The sequence below is a fragment of the Photorhabdus viridis genome, assembly GCF_040256935.1.
GTDB classification, from domain to species: domain Bacteria; phylum Pseudomonadota; class Gammaproteobacteria; order Enterobacterales; family Enterobacteriaceae; genus Photorhabdus; species Photorhabdus viridis.
On record NZ_JBEJZY010000004.1, the window covers coordinates 101,206 to 121,776 of the forward strand.

Sequence of the window (20,571 nt, forward strand, 5' to 3'; positions counted from 1 at the left end):
ACTCCGTATAATATTGATTTAAATTACAAAAATTACAAAGAAATCGCTCTTTGATGCGATTTATCGGACATCTGGCGATATTGACTATCACGAGATACAAGCAGGAAAAAAATTTAATGTTATTCAGTTCAAAAATACCGACTAACATATACATTGAGACTATCCGCCACCGTTTTTTCACTCTTATTATCCCTAGTTATTTAAAATAAAAAAATATATACCAAAGAGAGGTCATAAAATTAAAGCTGATTAAATCAACCTATATGACCATCAGTAAAAACATTACCATTATCAAATTTTCGATTATTTTTATCAGAATAAATATTTTCAACAATTACTCTACAACTAAATACCTAGTCTAGATACCCTTTCAATCAAAAAAATAAAATAAAATTAACAATAAAATTAGATTTAGATCACATAATAGAAAATAACAACAATAACGAAGAAATATAATCAAATAATTTATTATGAAATTATCATTTTCCTGATTCTTTTCTAGCATAGAAATAATCCAGTATAAACAATATATACCGGATCATTACACAAATATTAAATCATTCAATATTGATTAATATATCTGTATTATAATACCTCCCCACTACAACCGATTGCCAACGCCCTATTCATGGCCTGAGCTAAGGCGATTCTATTCTCATTATCCTCCAATAAACTAAAATGATTACCCGGAACAGCAATCAACCGAAGTGAAGAGTCAGGTATTATCTGTGCCCAACCTAACGATGGGTCAATAGTTAAAGGCTTCGGTTTTTCATCCGTCGCAAAAGGACTCGCAGGGGGACGTTCCATCGCATAAAACTGATGCAGCGTTACCGTTAATACCTGTGGCTCATAATCTCCAACTATTTGCGCATAACACTCTATCTGCTCCCAACTTTTTGCGACTAATTCAGGGCGCAGATTGGCGGGGTATAACGCCAATTCTTGTGCTACTTCAATAAATTGCACTAAATTCAGCTCATCAATTCGCCGGTACAACGCCGCCATCTCCTGAGTGTGCTCTTCCCCAAACTGCCTGACTAACTCGTCAAAGAATTGATGTTTGAGTTGCATAGGCTGCTCCCTGATATAATGAGGCGCCGGCGTATCAATCAATCCCAGGAAGCTCACCGTCTCACCGGCATGCAAAAGCCGCTGGGCAATAGCATAAGCCAATATGCCGCCGGAAGAGTAACCACATATCCGATACGGGCCTGCCGGTTGAACCGCTTTCATCAAGCTGATCATTCTGGTCGCCTGCTCTTCCATCGTCGGCACCGCTTCTTCATTGATGGACGACCAAGATACCGCATAAATCGGATATCCCGGCCGGATATGTTGAGCCAGCACGAAGACATAGGAATAGTCTTCCATTCCACTGGGCACAAAGAACAACGGCAGTTCTGTTCCACCCAGTCGCACCGGGATGGCGCTGCTTTGCGACTGAGACTGCAAATCTGAGGTGATTTTCGCAGCCAATTCGGACAACACAGGACATTGGAACAAAGCATTCAAGGTACAAATCAACCCCTGACCGGCGGCAAGATTTATCATTCGTATGGCAAGCAGTGAATGACCGCCCAGGGCGAAGAAGTTGTCATGCCGGCTGACCTGTTCAACCCCCAGCAATTCACGCCAAATCGCCGCCAATGCCATTTCTGTTTCCCCATACGGTGCGGCGTAAACCTGACGAGCAACGGCTTTTTCGTCCGGTGCGGGTAATGCCTGACGATCCAGCTTACCATTAGGCGTCAGCGGGAAAGCATCCAGACACACAAAGGCGCCCGGCACCATATAATCCGGCAGCAAAGCACTCAGGTGTTCACGTAAACTGTTAACCAATCCATCATTCTCCTGAGCTATCACATAAGCCGCCAGATACTTATCCAGCCCATCACCCAACGCCAGTACCCGCGCTTCACTCACCGCCGGATGTTCAGTCAAACGCACCTCGATTTCCCCCGCTTCAATCCGGAAGCCCCGGATTTTTACCTGCTGGTCATTACGGCCGACAAACACCAGGTTGCCGTCCGGCAGGTAACGGGCCAAATCCCCGGTTTGGTACATACGTGCACCCGGTTTATCGCTAAACGGATCTGTCAGAAAACGTTCAGCCGTCAGCTCTGGACGGTTCAGATAACCCCGCGTCACACCCGCGCCGCCAATATACAGCTCACCGACCACCCCCAAAGGCACTGGCTGGCCCTGAGCACCCAGCAGATAAACCCGCGTATTGGCCGTCGGACGCCCGATAGGAACCCATGTATCCGCATAGTCTGACGGACAATGCCAGGTCGTGGCGCACACCGTGATTTCTGTCGGGCCATAATCATTGAACAGATTTACCCGATCTCGCAATGTCTGAAGCAGCGCCGTGCTGGGCGCTTCACCCGCCAGTACCAAGGTTGGCTTCATCGTTAGCGCCGGTAAATCGCTTCTTTCCTGGAGCAAAGCCGGTGTCAGGAAAGCGTGCGTCACCCGTTGTTCTTCCAGATAGTACCAAAGGCGTGATGGGTCCTGACGAACCGAGTCGGCAGGAATAATCAGGCCGGCCCCACCGCCCAACGCGGTCATCATTTCCGACACACTGGCATCGAAACCAAAGGAAGCAAATTGCAATACCCGACTGGTTACATTCACGTCAAACCGGGTTATTTGCGCCAGAGCCAGATTAACCACACTATGATGCTCCACCATCACCCCTTTCGGCGTGCCGGTCGAACCGGAGGTGTAAATCACATACGCCAGATGCCGTGCGGTCAATGCAGGTAGCTGAGGGTTACTGTCCGGCTGGTCTGGCAGTGAGTTCGGGTCAAGCACTGTCAGACTCGCCAGTACTTTCTCACCCAGTGCGCCACATCCGGCATTATCCGCCAACAAGATAATCGGCGCGGCATCAATCAGAATATGCATCAGACGCTCACCCGGATAGGCCGGGTCCAGTGGCACATAGGCTCCCCCCGCTTTCAGCACCGCCAGCAATCCCACCACCATTGCCGGTGAACGCGCTATGCAAATCGCCACCCGCTGATCCGGTTCTACACCCAGCGCAATCAGTTGATGCGCCAGCCGGTTAGCCCGGGTATTCAGTTCGGCATAGCTGAAAGTCTGGTCTTGATACACCAGTGCCGTCATATCCGGCGTTTTCCCGGCCTGTTGTTCAAATAAATGATGAATGCACAGCTGGTCAGGATAGGCGGTTTCAGTGGCATTCCAGGTTTCTAGCAATAGCCTGCGCTCTGCCGGGGCCAAAATATCAATTTCCCTAACTGGCTGTTGAGGATGGGCCACCATCGCTTGCAATACCGTATGCAAATACCCCACATAGCGCTCGATTGTTGGTTGGTCAAACAGGGCCGTGGCATAACTCAGCATACCCACAATCCTGCCTTCCTCCTCAGACAGTTCCAGTTCCAGATCAAACTTGACTATATCGAGAACGGGATCAACAGGTGAGACAACCAACTCGGGCAGCCTCCATTCCAGGCTCTCATTGTTCTGCCAGGCAAACATTACCTGGAACAGCGGGGTATGCGCCAGTCTGCGTGGCGGCTGCACAATTTCCACCACCTGTTCAAATGGCAAGTCTTGATGCATCTGTGCCGCCAATGCGGTTTGCCGCACGCGCGCCAGCAACTCAATCACATTCGGCGCACCCGATAAATCAATACGTAACGCCAGCGTATTGATAAAGAAGCCGATCAGGGATTCCACTTCCTGGCGACTACGGCCTGCACTCGGTGTGCCGATAACCAGATCCTCCTGACCTGATAAATGCGACAGAACCGTCGCCCAAGCTGACAACAGGGTCATGAATAACGTGACGCCTTGCTGTTCACTCAGGCGCTTAAGGGATTGTGTCAATTCCGCATCCAGATCGATAGGTACAATATTCCCCGTAAACGACTGCTGAGGAGGGCGTGGCCGATCGGTTGGCAAATCTAGCAGTACCGGCGCATCAACCAGCATGGTACGCCAATAGTCGGATTGGGCCTGAATCTGTTCAGCCGACAGCCATTGACGCTGCCAGGCGGAATAATCAAGATATTGAATCGCCAACGGTGGTAGCGGGTCAGGTTGTCCGGCCAGAAAAGCCGTATAGAGAGTACTTAACTCATGCATCAACACGCCGACAGACCAGCCGTCCGACACAATGTGATGCTGAGTGAGCAAAAAATGATATTCATCATCCGTGAGCCGGATAAGCGAAGCACGGATAAGCGGGCCATGACCGAGATCAAATGGCGTGTAAGTTTCCTCGGCGCTCAGGCGTTCAAGCACGGTTTCAGCATCCGGGATCCCACGCAGGTCATGTTGAGACAACGGCAAACCGCTGTCCGCAGCCAACAATTGCACCTTTGGCTGACCGTCAATGGAGACGAAAACAGAACGTAGCGCTTCATGACGGGCAAACAACGTGTCGAGCGCCTGCTGCCAGGCAACGATATCCAGCCGACCACACAAGCGCAGTACCATCGGGATATGATAGGTATCACTAACGCCCTCAAACTGGGCAAGGAACCACAGACGTTGTTGAGCGAATGATAGCGGCAACACCTCCTCACGGGATATCGGCATGATGACGGGCAATATCCTGCGCTGTTCATCAAACCGGGTGCGCATTGCCTCAGCAAAGGCAATTAAAGCGGGGGCTTCAAACAATGCGCTCAGCGGCAGTTCAATACCTAAAGCCACTATCCGGTTCATCATCCGCACCGCCAACAGCGAATGACCGCCCAGGGCAAAGAAATTGTCATACCGGCTAATCTGTTCAATCCCCAGCAACTCACGCCAGATAGCCGCCAGCGCAATTTCAGCTTCCCCTTGCGGGGCTTCATAGTGCTGACGGGCAAAGGCTTCCTCACCGGGCGCCGGCAATACTCGGCGATCCAGCTTGCCGTTAGGGGTTAACGGGAAAGCATCCAAACGGACAAAGGCCGTCGGCACCATATAGTCAGGCAAAGCTGCGCTCAGGTGGGCACGAAGGCTGTTAATCAGCCCGTCATCCTCTGGCGCCACCACATAGGCGACCAGCCGTTTATCCTGCCCGTCCCTCAACGCCAGTACCCGCGCTTCACGTACTGCCGGGTGCTCTGTTAGATGCGCTTCGATTTCTCCCGGTTCAATACGGAAACCCCGGATTTTCACCTGCTGGTCATTACGGCCGACAAATACTAGGTTGCCGTCCGGCAGGTAACGGGCCAAATCCCCGGTTCGGTACATACGTGCACCGGGTTTCTCGCTAAACGGATCCATAAGGAAACGTTCAGTGGTCAAGTCAGGACGATTGAGATAACCCCGCGCCACACCGGCCCCCCCAATATACAATTCCCCCACTGCTCCCAATGGTACCGGATGACCGTGAGCATCCAACAGATAAACCCGCGTGTTGGCCGTCGGGTGCCCGATAGGCACCCCTGTATCCGTATAGTCTGGTGGACAATGCCAGGTGGTGGCACACACCGTGACTTCTGTCGGACCATAATCATTAAACAGATTTACCCGGCCATACAACACCTGAAGCAGCGCCGTACTGGGTGCTTCACCCGCCAGTATCAATGTCGGTTTTATCGTTAGCGCCGGTAAATCAGCGCCATCCTGAAGCAAAGCCGGTGTCAGAAAAGCATGCGTCACCTTCTGTGCTTCCAGATAATGCCAAAGGCGGTTCGGGTCCTGACGAACTATATCGGCAGGAATAATCAGGCCGGCCCCTCCGCCCAACGCGGTCATCATTTCCGACACACTGGCATCGAAACCCAATGAGGCAAACTGTAATATCCGGCTGGTTACCCGAACATCAAACCGGGTAATTTGAGCCAAAGCCAGATTAACCACGCTACGATGTTCGACCATCACCCCTTTCGGCGTGCCGGTCGAACCAGAAGTGTAAATCACATACGCCAAATGCCGTGAAGTCAATGCAGGGACCTGCGGGTTACTGTCCGGCTGGTCAAACAGGATATTCGGGTCAAGGACAGCCCGTTCTGTCAATGCCTTCTCACCCAACGCTGTACGTCCAACATTATCCGCCAACAAAATAGCCGGCGCGACATCCATCAGAATATGCGCCAGACGCTCACCCGGATAGGCCGGGTCCAGCGGCACATAAGCCCCACCCGCTTTCAGCACCGCCAGTAATCCCACCACCATCGCCGGTGAACGTGCCACGCAAATCACCACCCGCTGGTCTGGTACGACACCCAACCTAATCAGCTGATGCGCCAGCCGGTTAGCCCGAGCATTCAGTTCAGCATAGCTGAAGGTCTGGTCCTCATACACCAAACCCATAGTGTCTGGATTTTCCTTCGCTTGTTGTTCAAACAATTGATGAATGCATAGCTGCTCAGGATACGCGGTCTCAAACGCATTCCAGGTCCTTAACAACAACGTACGTTCCGTTTCAGGCAGAATATTCAGTGCTCGTACCGGTGTCTCCGGGGATTGTTCCAGCACTTCTGCCAAACTTTCCAACGCCTGTTGCATATAACCACATATCCTTTCCGGATCAAGCGGTTGTACTACCTGGGCAGTCAGCCCCAGGGATTCACCAAAATCCTCTACCGATAGTGCTAGCGGATAATTGGTCCGCTCCTGTCCACCAATAAATTCAATACCGCTGATCAGTTCATCCGACGTCTCCAGTTGGGTATTATGCCGATAATTCAACAGACTATTAAAGAGGGGGATCTCACCCCGCACTCCGCTGCAACGCTGGGCCAGCGCCAATGAGGCATGCTCATGCACTAATAACCCCGCGAGTCGGCTATGTGCAGCCTGCACGCCGTCCCGTACCGGGGTATCATCCATATCCAGCCGCAACGGCAACGTATTGATAAACAATCCCATACCGCTGTCAGCGCCATCACCCGCCTGCATCCGTCCAAACAACACCGTGCCGAACACCACTTTCTCCTGCCCACAGGTACACGCCAGCACCTGTGCCCAGGCCAGATGACACAGCGCCGCCAGACTGACACCCAAGCACCGGGCCTGATTACGCAAACGGTCATTCAGTGTGCTCGTCAGCATCCGGTGGGATTCCGTCACCTGCTTACCATCACGATGCACCTCCTTCAACCCAAACGACAACGTCGGTTCGTCTACTTCAGCTAACATCTCAGTAAAGAAACGGGTATGTTCTTCCTGACTGACACCGAGCCGGGCCTGCGCCACCAGATTGCGGAAAGGAACCGGCGCAGGCAAACACGCTTCCTGACCGGCAAGATACGCCTGTACTTCGCGATCCATCACTTCCAGCGTGGTATGGTCACCAATCAGATGATGCTGGTATTCAAGCAGTATCCAACGACCCTCTGCTCCTTCCTGCGCAATCACAAAATGTAGCAAGGGCGCCTGACTCAAATCGATACGATGCCGACACAGGTCAAAACGCCCGGTTAACTGGTCACTGATCGGGCCGTCAGCCGGGTTTAGTATCAGTTCAGTCACTGATAATTGGGCCTGACGCCAGACTACCTGAGCAGGGACTGACAGTCCTTTCCAGATAAAGGCGGTACGTAAAATATCATGCCGATCAATTGTCCGTTGCACCGCAGCTAAATAATGATCCAACAGCGCCCGGTCAGCGAAAACCATCTGGCTGATCAACAAATACGGATCACCGTCATTCTCCAGCAGATGATGGAACAAAATGCCATCCTGCAACGGCGACAACGCATAGATATCCTGAATATTGGCGATCCCGCCCGGCACCTGCCCGACGATAAGGTCAATTTCAGGCTGGGTCAGATCAATCAACGGCAACAGGTCCGGCGTCAACGCCACCGTATCCGGTGTAATACAGTTGTCAGGCACTGGGATTTCATCATGCAGAACCAGGGACTGCGCCAGAATATGAAGTGTTGGATGCAGGAATAACGTTTGTACCGATACACCCAAACCGATACGTCGTAATCGTTCAATCATCCGCACAACAAGTAGTGAATGACCACCCAGAGCAAAGAAGCTGTCATGCCGGCTGACCTGCTCAACCCCCAGCAACTCACACCAAACCGCCGCCAGCATCGTTTCTATCTTCCCTTGCGGGGCTTCATAGACCTGACGGGCAAACGCCTCTTCCCCCGGTGCCGGCAGCGCCCGGCGATCCAGTTTATCGTTAGGGGTTAACGGAAAGACATCCAAACACACAAAGGCCGATGGCACCATATAGTCAGGCAAAATTGTACTCAGATGAGAGCGCAGACGGTTAACCAACCCGTCATCCGCTTGCGCCACCACATAGGCAACCAGACGCTTATCCTGCCCTTCTCCCAACGCCAGCACCACCGATTCACGTACCTCTGGGTGTTCTATCAGCCGGGCTTCAATTTCCCCCGGTTCAATGCGGAAGCCACGGATCTTCACCTGATGATCATTACGGCCCAGGAATTCCAGATTACCGTCCGGCAGGTAGCGAGCTAAATCTCCCGTTTTATACATCCGTGCGCCCGGTTTATCGTTAAACAAATCGACCAGGAAACGTTCAGCAGTCAATTCTGGCCGGTTCAGATAGCCCCGCGCCACACCCGCGCCACCAATATACAATTCCCCCACCACGCCCAACGGTACAGGACAGCCAAATTTATCCAGTAAATAAAGCCGGGTATTGGCAAGCGGGCGACCAATCGTCGGGGAAGGATTCGCCGGCGCTATGCAGGCCAGCGTTGCCTCCACGGTGCATTCGGTTGGGCCGTAGACGTTATAAGCTGTCAGTTGCGGTATACCGGTTACCGTCCGCCAGGTTTGTACTGATATGGGTTCGCCGCCAATCAACAACGTCAACGCTTTTTGATGCTGAGACAAACCCGCTGCCAGCAACATCTCTAATTGCATTGGCGTACAATCCAGCACATCAAGATTTGTCCTGATTAAAAATTGCAATAAGGCCGCACTATCTGCGCGCACATCTTGTGGAACAATCACCAGCGTGTAGCCATTCAACAGGCCAAGTATGTTTTGCAATGCCGCATCAAAGGAAATACTGGCATTCAGGCTAACCCGATAAGGCGCTGGCGAACACGCAAATGCGCTCTCTGTCAGCGTTCCATGTAAATTTAACAAAGAGCCATGCTCAATCATGACACCCTTCGGTGTACCGGTGGAGCCGGAAGTGTAAATCACATACGCCAAATGACGGGAGGTCAGCCCAGGGACCTGCGGATTACTGTCTGCCTGATCAGGCAAAATATGGGGGTCCAGTACCGTCAGTCCGGCCAGTGCTTCCCTGCCCAGTGCCGCACATCCAGCCTCATCCGCCAATATCACTGACGGTGCGGCATCATTCAGAATATGCACCAGACGTTCACACGGATAGACCGGGTCCAGCGGCACATAGGCGCCACCCGCTTTCAGCACCGCCAGCAATCCCACCACCATGGCCAGTGAACGTGAAGCACAAATCGCCACGCGTTGATCAGGCACTACGCCCAGTGCAATCAGTTGATGGGCCAGCCGGTTAGCACGGGCATTTAATTCCGCATAACATAGGGTTTGCTCTTCATACACCAACGCTGTCGCGTCAGGGGTTTTCTCCACCTGTTGTTCAAACAGCTGATGAACACACCACTGGTCAGGATATGCGGTTTCCGTGGCATTCCAGGTTTTCAGCAATAACGTATGTTCCGTTTCAGGCAGAATATTCAGTGTCCGTACCGGTGTTTCCGGGGCTTGTTCAAGCGCCTCTATCAGACTTTCCAGCGCCTGTTGCATATAACCGCATATTCTTTCCGGATCAATAGGTTGCACTACCTGGGCAGTCAGCCCTAAGGATTCGCCAAAATCCTCCACCGATAACGCTAACGGATAGTTGGTCCGCTCCTGTCCATCAATAAACTCAATACCGCTGATAAGTTCATCTGTTGTTGCCGACAAAACATTATGCCGATAGTTAAATAGACTATTAAAGAGAGGGATCTCAGCCCGCACACTACTGCAACGCTGGGCCAGCGCCAGTGAGGCATGTTCATGTGCTAATAATCCAGCGAGTCGGCTATGTGCTGCCTGCACACTGTCCCGTACCGAGGTTTCATCCATATCTAACCGTAACGGCAACGTATTGATAAACAATCCCATGCCGCTGTCAGCGCTGTCCCCCGCTTGCATACGTCCAAACAGCACCGTGCCGAACACCACTTTCTCCTGACCGCTGGTGCGCGACAATACCTGCGCCCAAGCCAGATGACACAAAGCCGCCAAACTCACGCCCAAATGTCTGGCCTGACTACGCAAACGGTCATTCAGTTCGGTCGTCAGCATTCGATGCGATTCCGTCACCTGTGAACCATCACGATGCACCTCCGTCAACCCGAACGACAGTGTCGGTTCATCTACCTCAGCTAACATCTCAGTAAAGAAGCTGATATGTTCTGCCTGACTGACGCCCAACCGGGCCTGCGCCACCAAATTACGGAACGGCGTCGGCTCAGGCAGGCTATTTTCCTGACCGGTAAGATACGCCTGTACTTCACGGTTCATCACTTCCAGCGTGGTATGGTCGCCGATCAAATGATGCTGATATTCAAACAGGATCCAGCGTCCCCCGGCTCCTTCCTGCGCAATTACAAAATGCAGCAAAGGCGCCCGACCCAAATCAAGACGATAATGACGCGGATTAAAACGCCGGGTTAACTGGTCACTGATCGGACCGTCGGCCGGATCCAGCGTCAATTCAGTGACAGACAATTGGGCCTGGCGCCAAACTACCTGCGCCGGCACTGACAATCCTTGCCAGATAAAAGCGGTACGTAAAATATCGTGCCGATCAATTATCCGTTGAACCGCCGTCAAATAATTATCCAACAGTGTCCGGTCAGCAAAAGCCATCTGGCTGATTAACAGATACGGATCGCCTTCACTCTCCAGCAAATGGTGGAACAAAATACCGTCCTGTAAAGGCGACAAGGCATAGATATCTTGAATATTGGCCATCCCGCCCGGCACTTGCCCAACGATCAGATCAATTTCAGGCTGAGTCAGGTCAATCAACGGCAACAGGTCCGGGGTCAACGCCACCGTATCCGGTGTAATAGGGTTATCAGGCACCAGGATTTCATCATACTGAACCAGGGACTGCGCCAGAAGACAGAGGGTTGGGCACTGAAATAACGCTTGTACCGATACGCCCAAACCGATACGCCGCAATCGTTCAATCATGCTCACGGCGAGCAGTGAATGGCCGCCCAACGCAAAGAAGCTGTCATGCCGGCCAATCTGCTCAACACCCAGCAACTCAGACCAGACCGCCGCCAGCATCGTTTCTCTCTTCCCTTGCGGGGCTTCATAGACCTGACGGGCAAACGCCGCCTCCCCCAGCGCAGGCAACGCCCGGCGATCCAGCTTGCGATTCGGGGTTTGCGGGAAAGTATCCAAGCGTACAAAGGCCACTGGTACCATATAGTCAGGTAAAACTGCACTCAGATGTTCACGTAAACTGACCGCCAACCCCTCATTCGCTTCTGCCGCTACATAGGCGACCAGCCGTTTGTTCTGCCCATCATCCAATGCCAGCACCGCCGCTTCTTGTACCACCGGGTGTTCCATCAACCGGGCCTCAATTTCACCCAGCTCAACCCGGAAGCCCCGAATTTTAACCTGCTGGTCGTTACGGCCCAGAAACTCCAGATCACCGTCCGGCAGGTAGCGGGCCAGATCCCCGGTGCGATACATCCGCGCACCGGATACCGGACTAAAGGGATCCGGCATAAAACATTCCGCACTCAATTCCGGCCGGTTCAGATAACCCCGCGCCACCCCGACGCCACCAATATACATTTCGCCAACGCAGCCTAATGGAACGGGTTGGCCGTCTCTGTTCAGCAGGTAGACGCAGGTATTCTTAATCGGCCAGCCGATAGAACTATCATCTGCCAGAGAGAGTATTTCCTTACAGGTCGCCGTCACGGTATTTTCCGTCGGACCATACGCGTTCAATAACCGGGGCCGGTGGGTTTCCTGCCTAAACCAATCCTGAATGGCGCTCTTTTTAACCGCCTCACCGCCAATGATAATGAGCCGGAGACAATCCGGTAACGATAATCCGTCATCTCTGACCACCAGTTCAGACCAGAATAAGGCCGGCAGTGACATCACCGTGATACGGCTTTGCCCGGCTAAGGCAATAAATTCCGGCATCGAAGCCAGCCAGCTATCATCCCGCATCACCAGCGTGGCGCCGTTGCACAATGACGAGAAGCATTCTTCGATCGAAACATCAAACGCAAATGCAGCAAATTGCAACACCCGGTCTTGCGCGGTGACGGCATAAGTCTCATTAAAACCCAGATATCGTTGATACACCGCCTGATGCTCTACCATCACCCCTTTCGGCTGCCCGGTTGAACCGGAGGTGTAAATCACATAGGCCAGATGCCGGGGTGTCAACGTAGGAACCTGCGGGTTGCTGTCCGGCTGGTCCGGCAGAATATTCGGGTCCAGTACCGTCAGCCCAGCCAATATCTCTTCACCCAGCGCCAACCGACCGGCTGCATCAGCCAATACCACCGATGGAGCCGTATCATTTAGGATATACGCCAGACGTTCCTCCGGGTAGGTTGGGTCCAGCGGCACATAAGCACCACCGGCTTTCAGCACGGCTAACAACGCCGCTACCATCACCGGGGAACGTGCCACGCAAATCGCCACCGGTTGATCCGGTGTGACGCCCAGCGTCATCAGTTGATGGGCAAGGCGGTTGGAGCAAGCATTTAATTCAGCATAACTGAGGAACTGATGTTGATATTCTAACGCCGTGGCCTGTGGGGTTTGCTCTGCCTGTTGCTCAAACAGCTGATGAATACATAACGGATCAGGATACGGGCTTTCCGTGGCGTTCCAAGTTTTCAGCAACAACGTGCGTTCCGCTTCCGGCAGGATGTTCAACGCCCGTACCGGGGTTTCCGGGGCCTGTTCAAGGGCCTCCACCAGACTCTCCAGCGCCTGCTGCATATAACCACATATCCGATCCGGCTCAAACGGCTGCACCACATGAGCGATCAGCCCCAATGTGGCGCCATCATCCTCCACCGACAGCCCAAAGGGATAGTTAGTGCGCTCCTGTTCGCCCAGGAATTCAATCCCGTCCATCGTTTCATCCAACAGATCCAGCTGATCACTATGTCGGTAGTTCAACAGCGAGCTAAAGAGGGGCGTACCACTGGCAACCCCACTGCACCGCTGGGCCAGCGCCAGTGAAGCGTGCTCATGCTCCAGCAACCCGGCCAGCCGCAGATGCACCGCCCGCACGCTGTCCCGTACCGGGGTCTCATCCATATCCAGCCGCAGCGGCAGAGTATTAATAAACAATCCCATGCCACTGTCAGCGCCTTCTCCCGCCGCCATGCGCCCAAACAGCACGGTGCCGAACACCACTTTCTCCTGACCACTGGTACACGACAGGACCTGTGCCCAGGCCAGATGACACAACGCTGCCAGACTGACACCCAAACGCCGGGCCTGATGGCGAAGACGGTCACTCATCCCGGCCGTCAGCATCCGGTAGGCTTCCATCTCCTGCGAGCCATCAAGATGCACCTCCGCCAGCCCGAACGGCAGTGTAGGTTCATCCACCTCCGCCAACATGTCGGTAAAGAAACGAGTATGCTCGGCCTGACTCACCCCCAGCCGGGCCTGCGCCACCAGATTACGGAAAGGAACCGGGGAAGACAGACTGTCCTCGCGTTCAGCAAGATATGCCTGAACTTCACGGTGCATCACTTTCATTGTGGTATAGTCGCCGAGCAAGTGATGTTGCAATTCCAGTAAAAACCAACGGCCATCGGTCTCCTGAGCAATCACAAAACACAGCAAAGGCGCCTGCCCCAAATCGAGACGATAATGACGGGGATTAAAACGTTCTGCCAGTTGATCACCAACCGGCCCATCAACCGGGTCCAACGTCAATTCAGTGACCGACAAAGGCGCCTGCCGCCAAACCACTTGAACCGGTACTGACAACCCTTGCCAAATAAAGGAGGTACGCAGAATATCGTGGCGCTCAACCACCTGTTGCACCGCCGCCAGATAACGGTCTAACAGAGACCGGTCAGCAAAGGCCATCTGGCCGGCTAACAAATACGGATCACCTTCGTTCGCCAGTAAGTGGTGGAACAGAATACCATCCTGCAACGGTGACAACGCATAGATATCCTGAATATTGGCAACCCCACCCAACACTTGCCGGATAATATGGTCAATCTCTGGCTGAGTCAGATCTATCAGCGGCAACATCGCCGGTGTTAACGCTGTGGTTGCTAGTGTAATGACGTTAGGCGGCACCATCACAGCACGATGCCGCCCCAACGTTTGAGCCAATTCAGATAATACCGGCGACTGGAACAGATCACGCGCCGTCAGTGTCAATTTCAGGTGACGCAGACGTTCAATCATACGCACGGCGAGCAGTGAATGGCCTCCCAGCGCAAAGAAGCTGTCATGCCGGCTGACCTGCTCGATGCCCAGTAACTCACGCCAGATGGCGGCCAGCGCAATCTCAGCCTCCCCTTGCGGGGCTTCATAAATCTGACGGGCAACATCTTCCTCCCCCGGGGCCGGTAACGCCCGGTGATCCAGCTTGCCATTCGGCATCAACGGGAGGGCATCCAGACGCACAAAAGCCACCGGGACCATATAGTCAGGTAAAACTGTACTCAGGTGTGCACGCAAACGGGCCACTAACCCGTCATTCGCTTCCGCCGCCACATAGGCGACCAACCGTCTGCCCCGTCCGTCATCCAGCGCTAACACTACCGCTTCCTGCACCGCCGGGTGTTCCATCAACCGGGTTTCAATTTCCGTCAGCTCAACCCGGAAGCCACGGATTTTAACCTGATGGTCGTTACGGCCCAGGAATTCCAGGTCGCCATCCGGCAGGTAACGGGCCAGATCCCCAGTGCGATACATACGCGCCCCAGATACCGGGCTAAAGGGATCTGGCATAAAGCGTTCCGCGCTCAATTCCGGCCGGTTAAGATAACCGCGCGCCACCCCGACGCCGCCAATATACATTTCACCAATGCCGCCTAATGGTACCGGTTGACCATCTCTGTCCAGCAGGTAGACGCAGGTATTCTTAAGCGGCCGGCCGATGGAACGAACATCCTCCGGAGACAATATTTCCTTACAGGTCGCCGTCACCGTATTTTCCGTCGGGCCATACGCGTTCAATAGCCGGGGCCGGTGGGTTTCCTGGGTAAACCATGCCTGAATAGCACTCTTTTTGACCGACTGACCACCAAAAACCATTAACCGGAGCTCATCTGATAGTAAAAACGCATTATCTCCGGTCATCAGTTCGGACCAAAACGACGCCGGCAGAAACATCACCGTGATACGATATTGCCGGGATAAATCAATAAACTCCCGCATAGACGCCAGCCAGCTATCATCCCGCATTACCAACGTGGCGCCGCGACATAATGACGAGAAACACTCTTCCACTAAAACATCAAAAGCAAAAGAGGCAAATTGCAACACCCGGTCTTGCGCCATAATGGCATAGGTCTCGTTCACCCCCAGATGACGTTGATACACCGCCTGATGCTCTACCATCACCCCTTTCGGCTGCCCGGTTGAACCGGAGGTGTAGATGACATACGCCAGATGCTGTGGCGTCAACCCAGGTAACCGTGGGTTGCTGTCTGGCTGGTCCGGCAAGGTATTCGGGTCAAGTACCGTCAGCCCGCCCAGCGCCTCTTCCCCCAGCGCCGCCCGGCCAGCCGCATCAACCAAGACCACGGACGGAGCCGTATCATTCAGGATATACACCAACCGCTCTCTGGGATAAGCCGGATCCAGCGGCACATAGGCCCCACCCGCTTTCAGCACCGCCAGCAGCGCCACCACCATCGCCGGAGAACGGGCCACGCCAATCACCACCCGCTGGCCCGGCGCCACACCCAACGCAATCAGCTGGTGGGCTAACCGGTTGGCACAGGCATTTAATTCCGCGTAACTGAGGGTCTGCTGTTGATACATCAGCGCTGTGGCATTCGGGGTTATCTCCACCTGTTGTTCAAACAACTGATGGATACATAACGGGTCAGGATAAGGGGTTTCTGTCGCGTTCCAAGTTTCCAGCAACAACGTGCGTTCCGTCGCAGGCAGGATATTCAACAACCGTACCGGCGTCTCCGGGGCTTGCTCAAGCGCCTCCGCCAGACTCTCCAGCGCCTGCTGCATATAACCGCATATCCTGTCCGGATCAAACGGCTGCACCACATAAGCAGTCAATCCCAAAGAAGAGCCGCCATCCTCCACCGACAGCCCAAACGGATAGTTAGTACGCTCCTGTTCGCCCAGGAATTCAATCCCAGCCATCGTTTCATCCAGCGGATCCGGCTGCTCATTATGCCGGTAGTTCAACAGGGCGCTAAATAGGGGCGTACCGCTGGCAACCCCACTGCACCGCTGGGCCAGCGCCAGTGACGCATGCTCATGCGCCAGCAAACCGGCCAGCCGCAGATGTACCTCCTGCACACTGTCCCGTACCGGGGTATCATCAATATCCAACCGCAACGGCAACGTATTAATAAACAGCCCCATCCCATTATCAGCACCGTTTCCCGCCGCCATGCGCCCAAACAAGACAGTGCCAAACACCACTTTCTCCTGCCCGCTGGTACGCGATAACACCTGTGCCCAGGCCAGATGACACAATGCCGCCAGACTGACGCCCAAACGCCGGGCTTGACTACGCAAACGGTCATTCAACCCGGCCGTCAACATCCGGTAGGATTCCGTCACCCGCGAGCCATCACGATACACCTCCGTCAGCCCGAACGGCAGCGTCGGCTCATCCACTTCGGCCAACATGTCGGTAAAGAAACGGGTATGGGCGGCCTGACTCACCCCCAACCGAACCTCCGCCACCAAATTGCGGAACGGCGCCGGAGCCGGTAGACGGTCCTCCTGCCCGGAAAAACAGGCCTGCACTTCACGGTGCATCACTTCCATCGTTTCATGATCACCGATCAGGTGATGCTGTAATTCCAGTAAAAACCAGCGACCATCGGTTTCCTGGGCGATGACAAAATGCAATAGCGGGGCCTGATTCAGGTTAAGACGATAGTGACCTGGGTCAAAACGCTGGGTTAACTGGTCAATAACGGAGCCGTCAGCCGAGTCCAGCGTCAGTTCAGTCACCGACAAGGTCGCCTGACGCCAAACTACCTGAGCCGGCACAGATAATCCTTCCCAGATAAAAGCGGTACGCAAAATATCATGGCGATTAATCGCCTGTTGCACCGCCGCCAGATAACGGTCCAGCAGAGCGCGATTAGCAAAGACCACCGGATAGAGCACCAGATACGGGTCGCCTTCCTTTTCCAACACGTGGTGAAACAGGATACCGTCCTGCAACGACGACAGGGCATAGATATCCTGAATATTAGCCATCCCGCCCGGCACTAGTCCGACGATGTGGTCAATGTCAGGCTGAGTCAAATCAATCAACGGCAACATCTCAGGCGTCAGCGCCGTGGTTGCCGGTGTCATCACGTTAGGCGGCACTATCACAGCCTGATGCCGCCCCAACATTTGGGCCAGATCTGACAGCACCGGCGACTGGAACAGATCACGCGCCGCCAGTGTCACCCCCTGGTGACGCAAGCGTTCAATCATCTGCACGCCCAACAGTGAATGCCCGCCTAGCGCAAAGAAGCTGTCATGACGGCTTATCTGCTCAATACCCAATAACTCACGCCAGAGAGCGGCAATGGCGATCTCCGCCTCCCCTTGTGGGGCTTCGTAAATCTGCCGGGCGAAATCTTCCTCCCCCGGGGCCGGTAATGCCCGGCGATCCAATTTGCCATTTGGGGTCTGCGGAAAGGACTCTAGACGCACAAAAGCCGCCGGGATCATATAGTCAGGCAAAATGGTACTTAGGTGTGCACGCAGATCGGCAGCCAATCCTTCATGCACTTGCGCCGCCACATAGGCAACCAAACGTTTGCCTCGCCTGCCATCCAGCGCCAGTACCGCCGCCTCTTGCACTGCCGGGTATTCCAACAGCCGGGCTTCAATTTCCCCCAACTCAACCCGGAAGCCGCGGATTTTAACCTGCTGGTCGTTACGGCCCAGGAATGCCAGATCACCGTCAGGCAGATAACGGGCCAAATCCCCGGAGCGATACATCCGCGCACCCGCTACCGGGCTAAAAGGATCCGGTATAAAACGCTCTGCGCTCAATTCTGGCCGGTTAAGATAACCCCGGGCCACCCCGACACCACCAATATACATTTCGCCAATACAGCCTATTGGAACGGGTTGCCCATTTCTGTCCAGCAGGTAAATGCGGGTATTTTTAACTGGCCGGCCTATAGAACGGGCATCTTCTGGGGATAATATCTCCTGACAAGTTGCAATTACGGTATTTTCAGTCGGACCATAAGTATTCAATAACCGTGGGTGATGAGTTTCCTGCGCAAACCAATCCTGAATAGCCCGCTTTTTAACTGCCTCACCACCAATAATGATTAATCTGAGACAATCCGGTAGCCGTAATGCGTTGTCTCTGGCTGCTAGTTCAGACCAAAACAGGGTTGGCAGAGACATCACCGTGATACAGTTTTGCTGGGTTAAAGAAATAAATGCCTGTATAGAAGACAACCAGTTATTATCGCGCATCACCAGTGCGGCGCCATGGCATAATGACGAGAAAAATTCCTCGACTGACGCATCAAATGCAAACGATGAAAATTGCAACATCCGATCTTGCGCCGTGACCGCATAGGTCTCATTAAAGCCCAGAATACGTTGGTAAACAGCCTGGTGTTCCACCATCACCCCTTTCGGCTGCCCGGTTGAGCCGGAGGTGTAAATCACATACGCCAGATGCTGTGGCGTCAACACCGGGACCTGCGGATTGCTGTCCGGCTGGTCCAGCTGGCTATTTGGGTCCAGTACCGTCAGCCCCGCCAGCGCGGCTTCACCCAGCGCCGCCCTCCCAACCGCATCAGCCAATACTACTGACGGCGCCGTATCATTCAGAATATACGCCAGACGTTCCCCCGGATAGGTTGAATCCAGCGGCACATAGGCCCCACCGGCTTTCAGTACCGCCAGCAAAGCCACCACCATCGCCGGCGAGCGTTCCACACAAATCGCCACCTGCTGGTCCGGTGTGACACCCTGCGCAATCAGTTGATGCGCCAGACGGTTAGCCCGGCTATTCAATTCCGCGTAACTGAGGGTTTGCTCTTGATACTCCAACGCTGGGGTCTCTGGGGCCCGCTCTACCTGTTGCTCAAACAGTTGATGGATACATAGCGGATTAGGATAAGGGTTTTCCGTGGCGTTCCAGGTTTCCAGCAACAGCGTGCGTTCAACCTCCGGCAACACATTAAGCTGCCCAATAGGGATTTCCTCACCCTGCCTTTTTGACGCAGCCAACACCTGTAAGTGTTCGCTCATCCGCAGAACCCCTTCCGCGCTCAAACGATTTTCATCGTATACCCAGCGAAAAACGCCCTGTGCATTCACCTGGAGCGTCAGCAATTCACCGGGTGCCGTCTGATCATCCTGTCTGTCATCCTGTATCACCGATATGGCGATCTGCCACGGCTGGTGGGTTGTCAGCGCCGGAATAGCCTGCAATGAAGGCAAACGGATAAGGAGATCATGACTAAATGTCCGGTGCTGCGCCAGCCGGGCAAACTCGTCATCAACCCAGTCAGCTACCGCCTTCCACGGCTTATCAAACGCCACCTCAACAGCCATAGGCACCACAGGCGCCAGATCTGCCGATGTCTCATGTAACTCATTCACGCACCAACCGATTTGGAATTCGGTCTGCTGAGTCAAACGCGCAAGATAGATAACGAATGCCTGCAATAGTACCTGTAATGGGTCCTCTTCACCTTTTTTCGGCAACGGAGACTGCCAGGCACTCATTATCCATCTGGATTCTGCCTGATTCTTAGCAGTGTCGAAAGGTAACTGGAATGGCTGCAAAGCGGCAAGACGCTCATACCAGAATGATTCACTGGGTGTAAGCGCCTGGGAGAGATTCTTTGTATTTTGAGTCGGTTGTGAAGCGTCGTTTGCGTCGGTTATGTTTTCTGACCTCTGAAGGAGGTGTTCAGTTTTACAAGCACTTCCCATTTTAGCAATGTTATCTTTCATCTATTTACCTCAACGAACCTGTTAGAAATTTGAAAACCGTCATTGCCGACAGTTACCATCAATGTTGTTTTCTTATTTCTTGCCCCCAAGAAATAAAAACGGACACGTCTGACATTAATTCAATATACTCAGATGCGGGATGCCATAGCCCGATTAATAGCCATATAATCAACAATTATTCAGCGCTAATTTCCTTGATAATAGAATAAATAATTCATCTTATGAGCCGGAATAAAATATTATTCCCCATTTCTACTTTCAGGTAAGCGCCTTTGGCTTTCTGCAATTTTCATTATCTGACACTGAATTCCATAATTAAAAATGGAATCGTTAACTGCATTTACTATATACAAACACTAAATTAATGTTATATTTTACCCGTCCTCCATTAATATCCAATTGAAATTATTCAATATTGACAATACAATCCTGCAATCTCAATTATGTAATAATATG

Annotated in this window: 1 protein-coding gene; it reads right to left on the minus strand. The window is 53.2% G+C overall.

Features of this window, described 5'->3' with window-relative positions:
- Positions 1–585: 585 nt before the first annotated feature.
- Positions 586–20,115 (minus strand): amino acid adenylation domain-containing protein, encoded by a 19,530-nt coding sequence (locus ABR397_RS02730; RefSeq protein WP_350304364.1) that lies wholly within the window; start codon positions 20,113–20,115, stop codon positions 586–588.
- Positions 20,116–20,571: the final 456 nt, after the last annotated feature.